This window comes from Pontibacillus yanchengensis Y32, from assembly GCF_000770635.1.
Taxonomy (GTDB): domain Bacteria; phylum Bacillota; class Bacilli; order Bacillales; family BH030062; genus Pontibacillus; species Pontibacillus yanchengensis.
The window spans coordinates 1-14,063 of the sequence record NZ_AVBF01000086.1 but is presented as its reverse complement, the minus strand read 5'-3'; the positions used below and the strand labels follow the sequence as shown (position 1 = coordinate 14,063).

Sequence of the window (14,063 nt, the reverse complement as noted above, 5' to 3'; positions counted from 1 at the left end):
CTTCTTATCTTGAATAAAACTATTTAGATTAGTTGATTCCAAAATCAACCAAACTTTAACATAGCCATTTTTATAGACAAAGCTTACTAAGAAGAGAAATATTGAAACTGTGCTTCCACTCGCGCAATAATCTCTAGTTGACCAGGTTCAATTTTGGTTGATACACCAGCTACTGCCTCAGATTTTGCTAAGGTTTGGTAGGTGGAAGGGGATTCTTGTACACGCTCAATAACCTTGATTGGAGTAGGATCCAAGTTAAGATTTAATGTATCAGCCATGGTTTGGGCTTTGATTAAGCAATTATTTAATGCTTCACGTAGAGCTTCAGCGTAAAGGTCTTGGGGCTCTTTAATCGTAAACTGGATGTTCGCTACACGATTTGCGCCATTTTTAACTGCTGTATCAATAACGGCTCCTGTTTCTTCTAGATCTTCGATTGTAACGGAAATCATGTGGGTTACTTGATACCCTTTAAACTCCTGCTTTCCATCGACATAATCGTATTGAGGATAAATGTAGTAATCAACGGTTTGAATATTCTCTGATGGTATACCCATTTGAACTAACGATTGAATGACAGCATTCATAACTTGTGCATTTTCTTGTTGCGTTTTGGTTAGTTCTTCGCCTTTGGTAACAACACCTAGTTGAATCTTAACGATAGTTGGTGTTGCAGAGATCGTACCTATTCCTGTAACGGTCAAGATACGCTGAGAGGACCGTTCTGCCTGTCTGTATGGAGGGGAAGGGGGATAATACAACGTGCATTCCACCTTTCATAAAAGTATCACTACTATTTAGTTCATGATACTAGCAGAAGAAATATGCCTCCACACACCTATAGTTCATCTTAAAACATAGAGGAAACGGGTATGGTGTATAGGGTATGAAGGAGGTATATAGATGGGATTATTTGTTTCTCAGTTTACCAAGCCAAAAGGTCTGATAGGAAAAGTAGTTGGATGGTTTATGTACAGAGAGAACGCCAAAATAAGTAAGTGGACGTTATCCTTTTTAAATATACAACCAAACGAGCATGTTCTGGAAATAGGGTTTGGGCCTGGTTACTGCATCAGAAAGCTCTCGAAGAATGTTGAGCACATCCTTATATCAGGAGTTGATCCGTCTAAGGCAATGGTTGAACAAGCAAAAAAACGTAATGAAAAAGGTGTGAAAAAAGGGTGGATTCAGTTAGATAACCTGAAAGCTGATGAGCTCTCTTCCTTTTCTACGCCTCTTGATAAAGTGATTGCTATTAATAACATTACGTATTGGGAAAACCCAGTGGAGGTGCTCAAAACGATTAAGGAAAATATGAATCATGAGGGGAAAATCGCGATTACCCTTCAACCACATGAAAAAGGGGCAATGGATGACACTACTGAAAACGCCTCAGGTCAAATTCAAGCTTTCATGGAAGAGGCTGGGTTCAGACATATACGTATTCATCTACGACCAGGGAAGCCTACCAAAACAGCCTGTGTCGTTGGGATGAGGTGAAAAGTAGACTTCTGGGGTATTAGTACAATCGTTTCGTATAAGATTCATGTAAGGAAGAAGCTACCTGCTGTTCGTTCATGCGGAGAGCTTTAGCGTGTTCTGCTAATATTTTTGCTGGCCTAGGGCGGTCTTCTTGTGCGAGCCATGTGGAAGGGTCCCATAATTGGGATCGCTTAAACGCTTTGGCACAGTGAATGAAGACTTCTTCCACTTCGACGCCTATCCCCATTATTGGTACATGACCTTTAGCAGCCATCTTTTCTAAAATAGCTGAATCTTGAGTAATAGTAGCTTTACCATTGATTCGCAGCGTTTCCTCAACGCCAGGAATCATAAACAACATGCCGATGTTACGGTTCTCTAGAATGTTTCGTATCGAGTCTACTCGTTTATTTCCAGGTCGTTCAGGGATGACAAGGTGACGATCATCTACAACATGTACAAAGCCTGGGTCATCGCCTCGAGGAGATACGTCACAGCTTCCGTCTGCCCCAGAAGTGGAGAGTGTTAGAAAGGGAGATAGACTGATAAATTCATAACAATGTTCATCTATGTAGGTAATGACTTTATTTGCGGCTATTTTACCTGGTTTTCCAACTTTTTGTTCCAATTCATCTATTGTTTCAATGGTTTCTTTAAACATAACCTAACCGATTCCTCCAATAATTTCCTTCTATTCTATCACACATCCAATAACAGGAAGAGCATGCTGACTTGGATTCAATATGATTTGGGGGTAGTGCTGGATAGTCGGGTATGAGGAGAGGAGAGAGCATATGCGTGATGGAAGAGAGCGAAAAGCACTATGGAGAGAGCAAAAGCATGTGGAACGGAGCAAACTGCACTTCTAATAGAGCATAAGTTTAATAGAAAGCACATAACGCAATCCCAACCTCATCTCGAATCCGAATTTTCCAGTTGATAGGCCAATTAATATCTAATAAGGCAAAAAAAGAGTCTAACCGGGATGGTTAGACTCTTTATCTCTGATTAGTAAGTCCTTAGGAAGTCTTCCTTTGCTCTTCAACCGTTTCTGGTGTTTCTTTGTCAGCGACAATCCCTTGTTCTATCGCCATACGTTTGGCAACTTTAGGGGCCAACCAGACTGGCGGTAGCATTAGGATGGATACTGGGACGGCTGTAACAACGATAAAGTTCTGCAGTGTTTGGATACTGCTTTCGCCAATACCTAGTAGAGTAGCAGCTGTCGCACCGAATAATAATGCCCAGAATACGCGAAGTTGGCGCGGTGGGTGTGCATGTCCTGTTAGGGTTACAGCAACAGAATAAGACATTGAGTCAGCTGTTGTAGCAACAAAAACAATTGTAACAATTAAGAAACCAGACGCCATAACGATACCAAGTGGAACTTGATCCATAATGGCCATCACAGCTGCTGGCATGCCAGTTTCATTTAAGGCAGTAGATACAGACCCTGGATTTTGTAGTTCATAGAATAGTCCAGATCCACCAACAGAAGCGAACCAGAAGTTACTTACGAGTGGTGCGATAATGGCTACTGCTAGGATAAGCTCGCGAATAGAACGTCCTCTGGAAATTCGGCTAATAAACATGGCCATTGCTGGTCCAAAACCGATGAACCAACCCCAGAAGAATATAGTCCAGTAACCAAGCCAACTGTCTTCTCCACGATACAAGCTCATGCGCATGAAGTTTTGGATTTGAAATGCTTCTGCGCCAATGAAAGAATCAATAATAAACAAGGTAGGCCCCAGTATTAGCATGCCAAGCATAAGAATGAGAGCAAGTCCTACATTTAAACGACTCATTAACTGAATACCTTTATCTACACCAGATGCGGCGGAGATGGAAGCTACCGTTACTAAAAATATGATAACAATGGATTGCGTGAACATTGTGTCTGGAATATTAAATAAATATTGAAGCGCATAGCCAACCTGTAGCCCTAAGAAACCAATTGGACCGATTGTACCAGCAGCAACGGCAATGATGGATACAATATCAGCAATTGAACCTAGCACGCTATTTTTGTTGAAAATCTTTTCTCCAACCATTGGGTATAGCATCGTACGAGGTTTCAATGGAAAACCTTTATGGTAGTGGGCATACATCAACACAATCGTTGTCACCGTACCTAAGCAGGCCCAAGCAGTAAAGCCCCAGTGGAAAAAGCTCTGTGCTAAACCTGGTACAACAGCTTCTGCTTTCGTCATACCTTCTTCAGCAAACAATGGAGGAGTGGTTAAGAAGTGATAAAGTGGCTCACCAGCAGCCCAGAATACGCCTCCACTAGCTAGTAGTGTACATAGAATCATAGAAACCCAACGGAAGTATCCATTTTCAGGTTTATCTAATTTTCCTAGTTTCACTTTTCCATATTTCGATAGTGCTAAAGCGATTCCAACAATAAACGTTGCTAGTAATAACAATTGCCAAAATGCTCCAAAGTATTTAACGGAAAAGTCGAACGAAGTTGAGATCCATTCACCCATTAGCGTTTTATTAAAGAGAGATAATAGTAGGAATAAAACGAGAAATCCACCACTAATGATAAATGAGACCCAGTCAATCCCCGTTCTCCTATTCGTTTCGTCGGTCATTATTTTCCTCCTAGTATTTTTATTACCTTACTCCTACAATCTAGGACAGTTCGATATAAATATAGTTTTGTTCGAACTTTTTTAAGGCATGAGTTGTTCAGTGTTTTCTGGTATGATCGTTATATAAATGTACACAAGAGCGTTACAAATTAGAAAACGGCCATCTCCTTATTATCCGACTTTTTTTTACATACAATGTTTTATTATATAGAGTGCGCAATATCACGTCAAAAAGAAAGTGCTAGAAGGATTTAAAGCATGTGGAAGGATGTAATAGCTATCTATTACTCTTTGAATTCAGTAAGTCATCATCCTATATTTTGCTTGAATTTGTTAGGTATGATAAATAATCAAAGGAGGAATTGATGTGGATATATCATTAACGAAAGAAGAGAAACAGCAGGTAATTGATCACATCCAAAATTATTTTGAACTAGAACGAGGAGAAGAAATAGGAAATTTAGGGGCAGATCAATTTTATGAGTTTCTAATGAAAGAAATTGGACCTTTCATCTATAATAAAGGTGTAAAAGATGCCAAAAAAATGCTAGAACAAAAAATGATGGATTTAGATGAGGATATTGCTTCGTTAGAAAAGCCTACTTATACGCAAAGATAAAGAAGTATTGCAGAGAATAGAGAGTCTGATATTTACAAAAAGGCCTGCCCAGTGAATGGACAGGCCTTTGGTTTATAGTTTGAACTGCTTAATCTGATCGTCTAGGGATGTAATCATGTTCTTTAGATTTTGAACTTGATCTTCAACCGTTTGGAAAGAGCGTTGTTGTTCTTCTGTGGATGCAGAGATTTCTTCCGTTCCAGCAGCAGTTTCTTCTGTGACAGCGCTGATGTTTTGCATGGAAGCTGCTACGTGCTCACTCATGTCGTTCGATTTTTCAACTCCAGCTACCACTTTCTGTAGTTGTTCATTCATCGCAGAAACGTTCTGGTGAATAGTGGAGAAAGCTAACTCTGTCTGTTCCATCGATTGCTCTTGGTTTTCAGAATGGGTGATGGATTGTTGTGTAACATCTTCAATAGACCCGATGCCTGTTTGGATTTGCTTGACCATCTCAAAAATTTGCTCTGTTGCGCTTCTTGATTGATCTGCCAGCTTACGTACTTCTTCCGCTACGACAGCAAAACCTTTCCCGTGCTCTCCAGCCCTAGCTGCTTCTATTGCCGCGTTTAGTGCAAGAAGGTTGGTTTGTTCAGCGATATCATTAACTAGTTGGGCTGTATTCTCAATTTCATCCGTATATTCCACAAAGTTCTTAACGGATGACTCGATTGATTTTGTAGATTGAATGCTATCATCTAAAATGGATCGTTGTTGCTGAAGAGAGTGCTGACCTTCTTGAATAGAAGTAAGGGCAACGTTGCCTTGTTCTCTTGCTTGCTTACTATCTTCTACATTGGATTGGAAGCTATTATGCATATCATCAATAATTGTGGAAGCTTCTTGTACATCAGAGGAAATCGACTGACTTCCTTGTGCCATTTCATCGGTAGAAGAAGCTACTTGTCTTGTCGACTCTGTCAGCATACCAATTTCTTGTGAGAGGTCCTGGCTGAACTGATTGACTTCTTTACCCATTTGCTCAATAGAATAAATCGTTTCTTTCAAATTATCTACCATATGCTTAAACGCCACAGTTAGTTGAGCTACTTCGTCTTTTCTATTATTATCTGTAGAATCAATCTCTACTGTTAAGTCACCATTAGATACCTGCTCTGCTTTCTTAGAAAGCTCCTTAATCGGATTCGCTGTTTTGGCAGCTAAACGCCAGGATGACATAACAGATATGACAATTAATACTACAGCAGCAATGGCAGTAAATAAGACAAGTTGTTGAATCTGCTGCTTCTGTTGCGCCATCTTCGTATCGTACCATTGTTGTGCGGATAAATTTAGCATATAAACGTCATTTAAAATACCTGTTGAACGAGCGGATTGTCGTTTGACTTCATTCGTATCATTCTCTGAGAACGCCGTTTCTGTAGTAGAGCGGAGTTCTTCAAATTTACCTTTCGCTTTGTTAAGCCACAAAGCTTGTTCTTCTGTCTTTAGCTTTTCCCCTAAGGTATTGATTGTTTCATTTACCGTCTCTAATTGAGTTACAGCTTCTGATTTATTTCTCTCAGAAGGGTTGGAGGCATAATTACTTAACGTTTGCTGTGTGGTGATAATTTCTCCGTCTAATTGCTTCGCATCAAGTAATATCTCAACATCCTGATTCGAAGACTGCTGCAGACCAATCATTTGAGAAATAATAAATCCAATCAATGCGAGGCTTATCACTAATGGGATGGAAGAAAGGAGTAGAATGCGTTTTTTGATACTCATTGTTTAGTCCTCCTTTCCTTTGGCTTGTTCCAATTTGGTGCTTTCTTCTGAGGTGAGGTCGATAATTCGTATCGGAGCTAAGCCAACTCCATCCTGTTTAAGGCCTAATTGAATATGCTCTCCGGAGAAGGATTCTTCTTCTTTAAGCTTTTTTGCCATATTAAAAAGAGCCGTATCTACGCGCTTTAACATAGAGGTTACTACCGCCTCCTCAGCCAGGAAGAATTGGTCGCTATCGACTCCGAATGCATATTCACCTTGTCTTTGCGCTTCTTTTAATGCACCGACTCCTGCAAATCCAGCTGCCGGAAAGATAAAGTCTGCTCCGTTTTCGATTTGTTTCTGAGCTGTTTTGGCTCCTTTTTCATCATCTTGAAATGTTCCTATGTATTCCGCTAAAACTTCCGCGTCTGGATTCGCTTCCTTTACACCTTCCCGGAAGCCTTTCTCAAAGTTCTCTACCACTTTAATTTGTTCGCCACCAATAAAGCCTACTGTGTTACTTTTCGTGCGCATGCCGGCAATGAGACCGATTAAGTAGCTTCCTTCATCTTCTTTAAATGTGATAGATGTGACATTTTTATGCTCTGAGACGGCATCAATTAAAATAAATTTCTGGTCAGGGTGCTTTTTCGCCATCTCATCAATTGCTTTTTGAGAATTGTACCCAAGCCCCACGATCAGATCATGGTCCTGGTCGATTAACTCCTGAATACTTTTCGTAAACTCACCTTCGACAGGCTCTCGATAATCAAATAAAATGCCTAATTCATCACGAGCCTTTTGTAGCCCACGGATTGCCGAGTCACTAAATGAGTCATCCCCAAGCCCATTTTTGGTGACGAGTAATCCTATACTTGTTTTTTCTGTCAATGTGCTAGCTTCGCCTTTCGTAGAACATCCAGCTAAGGCGAGTAGGGTACATGTTAAAACAGAAAAAATGAGAAACTTTCTCATACTTTTCTCCCCTTTGTTAACGTAAGATGTCTGACGTTTACTATATCGGTTGCTGAGGAAAAAAATGTAGGTATTCTTAGTGAAATGTAATAGGTATAAAGTAGGAAAAAAGAAAGATGAAGGCACAAAAAAAGCTAGTGGAGACCACTAGCTTTTAGATAGGGTGAAACTATAGGGAAAACGGACCGAATTCAGCTTTTAAGGTTGTATTAGGCGATAATATCAATGTTCCATTTTCGAGATTCCACTGGGTATAAGGGTTTTCGCTGTTGTCTTTTTTATAAGTAGGGGATTCGAGCTGATAAATGTGTTGCCATTGTAGTGTAGCTTTTTCAAGGTCTTTAACCCCTACATGAATTTTCGAGAACGGCGTAGCGTTGATCAATGAGTCATCATCTGGAGCGTTTGGAGGACCATCCCACTCAATGAGAAATGGCAACACCTCTTTACTTGCATCAAATGAAGGAAACAACATCCTCCAGCTTAGTGTTGTACCATTTGGCTTCGTCCTGCTTCCTTCGAATGGTCCTTCATAAGCGATTTCTTCTTTATCAAAATAACGAATAACTTCATCCATCTCATTTGTACGTAATGCGAACTGAATGGTGCCTTCAATTTCTTGTTGATTACTATAGGAAACATGCTTAATAAGCGGGTTATCACTAGCCTCAGCCCGTTCGTGATTCTCAATCCCAATCCATTCGATATAGGCTTGATTGTCAAAAAAGGCGAGGTGATTATACGTTCCCCATGATTCGTGATGGCCACCTTTAAGTCCTCGTACTCCGTGTTTGGAAGAGAAGTCATGTTGAGCTTTTTCTGGTGAAGAAGATAAGACAACTAAATGATCAAACGCAAGCATCCTAATCCTCCTTATGAGTTTTTGACCAAGCTCTAGCACTAGGTATTCTATATACGCACTTGGCTCAAGCACCGATTTCGCGAGTCGCTCCAATTTTGGAAATCTCGCTCCTGATTTGCGGATGTCGCTCCTATTTTGGCAAAGTTGCTCCAGATCCTGAAAAGTCGCTCGGAAGCGAACAGCTCTCGCTCGATAATCGAGTGCTAAGCCATTTCACCCTCCACCATTATGCTAATTGAAATGCTTCAGCGAGAAGGGTGTAGGAGCGTAATCGTTCTTCAAATGGATTAACGATGGTGTTTACCATGACTTCATCTACATTGTAGGAACGGGCTAATTTTTCTATTTGTTCTTTTACCTGGCTTGGGTCTCCTACAATCATACGACCACGATTTTCGCGAATTCTTTCCTTCTCAAATACGCTATATTGTTGCTTACTAGCTTCTTCTGGTGTTGGGAATCCTGTTCTGTTACCGCCTTGTTCGATGCGTAGAATAGCAAGGTCAAGGCTGGATGCTAGGTATTCTGCTTTCTCTTCTGTATCTGCACAAACAACAAAGATAGAAACAAACCCATGCGGTTCTGTTTGTTGGACAGACGGCGTAAAATAATCATAATAACGATCCATTGCTCTCGTTCCGCCATAGCCATTAATAAAATGGGCAAAAGAATAGGAAACACCTAGGTCAGCAGCTAAACGGGCGCTGGTGCCACTAGAGCCAAGCATCCACACAGGAGGAGCAGATTCCCCTTTAGGAGTGGCATAAACATGCATGCCTTGAGGGTCTTCTCCTCTTAGATAAGACATCAGTTCCTCAATTTGTTGTGGGTAATGCTCTACTTGTGGATGCTTCCCACGGTTCAGGGCAAGATTAACATTCGGCATGCCCCCAGGTGCTCTTCCTAGACCTAAGTCGATACGCCCAGGATACAACGTCTCTAATACGCGGAACATTTCTGCGACCTTATAAGCGCTATAGTGGGGTAATAATACGCCTCCTGTTCCTACGCGAATATTTGTTGTATGGGCTGCTAAATGCGGAAGTAATATCTCTGGTGCAGAACCTGCAAGGCTTTCTGTACTATGGTGTTCCGCCACCCAGTAGCGATGGAAACCAAGCTGGTCTACGTGCTTAGCTAATTCTGTTGTTTGTCGAAACGCTTCTGATGGAGCCATCCCCGAAAGGATAGGGGATTGATCCAATACACTTAATTTTATAGTCAACGATGGGTCACCCTTATTCTGTATTTAGTGTCACGTAATATTATTAGAGATAAGCGGGCTATATTGCAAAAATACTGTTTATAGATTTCTGGGTAGATTTCGAGAAATCTCTTCGTTTGACAAGATTTCACAACAACGTATGATAAAATGGATAGAAAAGTATGAAAATTAAACAGGTTACATTTTTAGAAGAGGGGGGTGTGAGAGTGTGGAAAGAATACCTATTATACATACACAGTTAAATCCTCCAACCATTAAAGATCGGTTTGTTCGTCGAGCAAAGCTGCAAAGGAAGCTAAAAACTATTACAGAATATCCATTGGTAGTGATGCACTCCGGAGCAGGATATGGAAAAAGTACAGCCCTTACTTTATTCGTGCAGGATAGTGACATAGATGTAAGTTGGTTCTCTATTTCTCCGAATGATGATGATTTAGTTCCATTTCTAACAAAGCTTGTACATGCGGTCCGTATTCAGCACCCAAACTTTGGTGAAACACTCTTACATGAACTAGAAGAAATCTATGAATATGTACAAGATCAGCATATATGGTCATTGGTTTCGATGATGGTGAATGAACTTAGTAGAATGAAAGCGGACATGTATGTCATCTTGGATGATTTTCACCATGTTGAGCATTCCTTATCTATTGAACAATGGATGAAAAACTTTATTGAACATATACCAGCTAACTGTCATCTGATTTTATCTAGTCGAAATAAACCACAATGGACAATATTGAATTCCTTAAAAGTGAAAGGGAATCTACTTGAGATTACTCAAGAGGACTTACTTCTATCTCAAGAAGAAATGGAACATCTGTTACTGGATCTATATGAAATGGAACTTACAGACGAGATGATTCTCCAAGTCCATCGAGTTACGGAAGGATGGGCCATTGCGTTCGAGATGGTAATTCAACAGCTTCAATCGGGGCTTGATTTAAAGCCTATTCTAGAAAATGATCCAACGTCACTCCAGGATCTATTTGAATATCTAGCTCATGAAGTTTTATCAAAGCAATCGTTTATGGTGCAGCAATTTCTGGAACAGACGAGTGTTCTCGAGATTCTTTCTCCAAAGCTCTGCGACTATGTATTAGGTATGACTGGGTCAGAAGCGTTGTTGTCGCAATTGGCAGATCAACACATCTTCCTACAAGAAGTGAGTGCTAACCATTATCGTTATCACCAATTGTTTAAGAGTTTTCTAGAAAATCGAATGAAAGAGAAACGTCCGGAGGAGTATCGCCAGCTTCATCGAAAAGCAGCTCGTTTTCAAGAACAGCATGGTGATATGGAAACAGCCATTCTTCATTTAGAACGAGTAGAGGATTATGAGCGGATGGCGCAATTAGTAAGTCAATATGGAGGAGACATGCTTAAGCATGGAAAGCTTCAAAGTCTGTATGATCATTTGTTAGTTCTTCCCAACGAGCGCAAGAGGCATTTTCCCATCCTTTGGTTCTATCAGGGGGAAATACTTCGGTACTGGTCTTCTTATATGGAAGCGGAGCAATGCTATAAAAGGTCCGAAGAACTTGGAAGAGACCGCCATGACTATTACTTATACAGTATTGCGCTTGAAGGGCAAGCCAGAATCTATTTAGATACAATCCAGCCTGATCAAGCCGAACGTATTTTACAACATGCTATTGAGCTAAGATCTCAGACAGAAGCATCTAAAGAAGAAATGGGAAGGCTTTATTATATGCTTGCTGAGAATCTATTGAATGCCGGTAATGCGACGAAAGCTGAATATTGGCTAGAGAAAGCCAGGGAATTAAATCTTCCATTAGAGGATGGAAACTTAGAGGCGAGGCTCTATTTACGTACTGGTCGCTTGGAAAAAGCCGAAAAGGTTCTTCTCGAACGAAAGGAACAACAGCCTTTTAATGAAACGCATCACCTTCCACAATCTCATCGAGAAACAGATATTCTATTATCGATCATTTCTGCTTTTATGGGGAAAAGTGAGGCAAGTAAAGCCTACGCTGAGAGTGGTATCCATCAAGGTATTCAGATACAATCCCCTTTTGTAGAGGCATGCGGGTGGATGAGGATCGGTCATGCTGTCCAATTGATGAATCGCTATGACGCACAATTAGCAGAGCGGTGTTATCATACATCTCTTGAAATGATGGAAAAGCTAAATGTGTCGCGAGGGAAGGCAGAGCCTTACATGGGATTATGTATCTTATACGGGGCTCAATATGAGTATGAAAAGGCTATGGAAGCAGGTCAAAAAGGGTTGCATGAAACAGAGGGTGTGAAAGATTTATGGCTATCTTCTCTCATTCAATTATGTATGGCCATCGCTTCTATTTACTGTGGTAGATGGGAGGAGGCTCAAACCAATGTAAAAGCGGTAGAAGGACAATTCAAGGATTGCGGAGATACGTATGGTCTGATGCTTACTTCTTATTGGCAAGCATATATTGGCTATCATACCGAACAAGAAGACTTGTTTGAAAGCGAAATGCGCACGTTTCTCCAGCTTGTTCAAACGACAGGCTATGAATTTTTCTTCCATGAGCGCACCACTTTTGGACCTATCGATTTACAAAATAGTGTTCCGCTATTGTTCAAGGCTCAAGAGATGAATATTCATGAGCATTATGTAAGCAAAGTAATCTATGACTTAGGCTATGGAAGCATCGATCACCATCCTGGATATACATTACGTATTCAAACACTTGGTCAGTTGAAAATCTCGCTTGGTAATCAAGTAGTAGAGGAGAAGGATTGGCAAAGAGGGAAGGCTAAGGAGTTATTTGAGTTATTGGTAACAAAACGTCATACACAATTACGTAAAGAAGAAATCTATCAATACCTATGGCCGGAACAGGAAGAAGAAGGAGCTAATCGAAGCTTTAAGGTTGCTTTGAATGCATTATTAAAAACAGTAGAACCACATCGTAAAGCTAGAGCTGAATCTTTTTTCATTAAGAAGGATGGAAACGCTTATGGACTTAACCCTAAATCTGGGTATGAACTAGACAGTGCAATTTTTGAAGAATGGGTTTCGTCCGGTTTAGAGGAAAATGATGCGTACCATGCGAAAGCCTTACTAGAAAAAGGGCTTGCCTTATATAAGGGTGATTTCCTACCTGATCAGCGATTTGCAGATTGGTGTTTGAATGAGCGAGAACGATTGCAGGTATTATTTTTACGTGGAGCAGAAAAGCTTGCCCAAGTAAGTGTGCGTTTGCAGGAATTTGATACGTGCATTCATTGGGGCGAATCGATTCTAAGAATGGACCAAACGTGGGAAGAAGCGTATCGATTGCTTATGTATAGCTACTACCAAAAAAACAATCGGCCTCAAGCGATAAAGTGGTTCAAGAAATGCTGTGAGGTACTGGATAGGGAACTAGGTGTCGAGCCAATGAACCCCACTAAGGAAATGTATGACATTGTGATGAAGGCGAAGGACACAGAAAGTTACGTATGATCGGCTAGATCTATAAAATATTGATGTAGGATTTTGAGGAAAAAAGTAGAAATATAAAGGTTGGAGGTAAAACTCTTTAGAGGAGGGGCATTATGGTTCAGATAGGAGATGTATTAATTCAGGTCGCCAACCTGTTATTTATACTTGGGCTCGTTGTAATTATGTTCTATATCATTCGTTTGATTGCTCAAAAGGGAAAGCAGATGAATCGAATGGAACAGAAGATAGATGAGATTCATAAAGGTAACGCGAAGCATGAAGAATGAAGTGAAGCCTCAAGAGGGGAGGAAGTGGGTGAATTCCTTTATTCGTAGACTTCTATTCTATGGGCAAGCGATTGTCTTTTTTATAATCTATTATAAGATTATTGTAGAGCTCTATGAGGAATTTGTGCCATACACCTATAAAACAGACTTCCTTTCCCTTTTGTTTTTCCTATTCGTAGTGCCCCCTCTATCGTTGGTAACTACTCATTTTTATTTTAGATTAGTTAAAAGTCTTTATTAATAAGGGGGGGATTGGAATGGGGGCTGTGTCTGTTTTCGGTATAGTGAATATGCTATTTTATTTGGCTATCATTGTCTTTTTTATTTATGTGATTCTCAAAGTGTTAAGCCATATGGAAGAACGTAATACATATCTAAAGGGCATACGTGACGAGTTAAGGAAACGTAATGAAAATGATCAATTGAAAAATGATCCCCATGAAATGTGAAAACCAGGACCTTTGGGTTCTGGTTTTTTTATGTCTTGGGGCAGACTACAGTTCATATTTCGTTTGGTGGGCTATCGTAGCTTTTTTGCATAGGCTCTTTTGGAATCAACTAATCCAAATGGCCTTATTCAAGATAAGAAGCATAATCTGGAAGACTTGGATTCGAGATGATTATTGGTTAAGGGGAGGGTCCGATGCTTAATGAGGGTTAGGGATGGGTGGGAAACAGCTCGCGTCCTGCCGGCGAGCTGGCAAGCTACCTTCGGGGAAAGCGCCCTCAGGGGATCTTGCCTACCTCTTTCTCCGGCGGGAGTCTCCCCGTTTCCCACCCATCCCTGCTGAAATGTTACGATCGGACCCGCGTATATACAAAAGACATTTTCATTTTCTAACGGACATATAATCTCTTATTTACTGTAGG

The 14,063-nt window shown here is 40.6% G+C and carries 12 protein-coding genes; 5 read left to right on the top strand and 7 right to left on the bottom strand.

Translation table 11 applies throughout. The features are described from left to right. Positions 1-86 precede the first annotated feature (86 nt). Positions 87-761 carry an SIMPL domain-containing protein gene (locus tag N782_RS18825; RefSeq protein WP_036823993.1) on the bottom strand — a complete coding sequence of 225 codons (675 nt, stop codon included), beginning with the start codon at positions 759-761 and terminating at the stop codon, positions 87-89. 142 nt (positions 762-903) lie between these two features. Between N782_RS18825 and N782_RS18820 the strand changes: the two genes are divergently transcribed. Continuing rightward, complete coding sequence (locus N782_RS18820; protein ID WP_036823988.1) at positions 904-1,500, top strand: class I SAM-dependent DNA methyltransferase; 597 nt, start codon at positions 904-906, stop codon at positions 1,498-1,500. A 19-nt stretch (positions 1,501-1,519) separates the two neighbouring features. Here the strand turns inward: N782_RS18820 and N782_RS18815 are convergent, their stop codons facing one another. Both N782_RS18815 and N782_RS18810 read right to left on the bottom strand, forming a co-directional pair. Next, complete coding sequence (locus N782_RS18815) at positions 1,520-2,143, bottom strand: pyridoxamine 5'-phosphate oxidase family protein (RefSeq protein WP_036823985.1); 624 nt, start codon at positions 2,141-2,143, stop codon at positions 1,520-1,522. Between the two features lie 358 nt (positions 2,144-2,501). Next, a complete protein-coding gene (locus N782_RS18810; protein ID WP_036823982.1) occupies positions 2,502-4,082 on the bottom strand; it encodes a BCCT family transporter in 1,581 nt (526 codons plus the stop codon). A gap of 367 nt (positions 4,083-4,449) precedes the next feature. Between N782_RS18810 and N782_RS18805 the strand changes: the two genes are divergently transcribed. Next, a complete protein-coding gene (locus tag N782_RS18805; RefSeq protein ID WP_036823979.1) occupies positions 4,450-4,701 on the top strand; it encodes a DUF2164 domain-containing protein in 252 nt (83 codons plus the stop codon). Positions 4,702-4,773: 72 nt separating this feature from the next. Here N782_RS18805 and N782_RS18800 read toward each other — a convergent pair whose 3' ends face one another. The 4 genes from N782_RS18800 to N782_RS18785 form a co-directional block, all read right to left on the bottom strand. Continuing rightward, on the bottom strand, positions 4,774-6,429 hold the full coding sequence (locus tag N782_RS18800) for a methyl-accepting chemotaxis protein (protein WP_036823977.1): 1,656 nt from the start codon (positions 6,427-6,429) through the stop codon (positions 4,774-4,776). Between the two features lie 3 nt (positions 6,430-6,432). Further along, positions 6,433-7,386, bottom strand: a complete 954-nt coding sequence (locus N782_RS18795) for a BMP family lipoprotein (RefSeq protein ID WP_036823976.1) — start codon at positions 7,384-7,386, stop codon at positions 6,433-6,435. Between the two features lie 169 nt (positions 7,387-7,555). Continuing rightward, a complete protein-coding gene (locus N782_RS20840) occupies positions 7,556-8,248 on the bottom strand; it encodes a VOC family protein (RefSeq protein ID WP_052111443.1) in 693 nt (230 codons plus the stop codon). Positions 8,249-8,474: 226 nt separating this feature from the next. Then, entirely contained in the window at positions 8,475-9,467 is a 993-nt protein-coding gene (locus tag N782_RS18785) for an LLM class flavin-dependent oxidoreductase (protein WP_036823997.1), read from the bottom strand. A 214-nt stretch (positions 9,468-9,681) separates the two neighbouring features. Between N782_RS18785 and N782_RS18780 the strand changes: the two genes are divergently transcribed. The 3 genes from N782_RS18780 (at position 9,682) to N782_RS18770 (ending at position 13,642) form a co-directional block, all read left to right on the top strand. Continuing rightward, entirely contained in the window at positions 9,682-12,927 is a 3,246-nt protein-coding gene (locus N782_RS18780; protein WP_036823973.1) for an AfsR/SARP family transcriptional regulator, read from the top strand. 92 nt (positions 12,928-13,019) lie between these two features. Beyond that, entirely contained in the window at positions 13,020-13,193 is a 174-nt protein-coding gene (locus N782_RS21355) for a DUF4083 family protein (protein ID WP_152600812.1), read from the top strand. A 257-nt stretch (positions 13,194-13,450) separates the two neighbouring features. Next, on the top strand, positions 13,451-13,642 hold the full coding sequence (locus tag N782_RS18770; protein WP_036823966.1) for a hypothetical protein: 192 nt from the start codon (positions 13,451-13,453) through the stop codon (positions 13,640-13,642). The last annotated feature ends 421 nt before the right edge of the window (positions 13,643-14,063 follow it).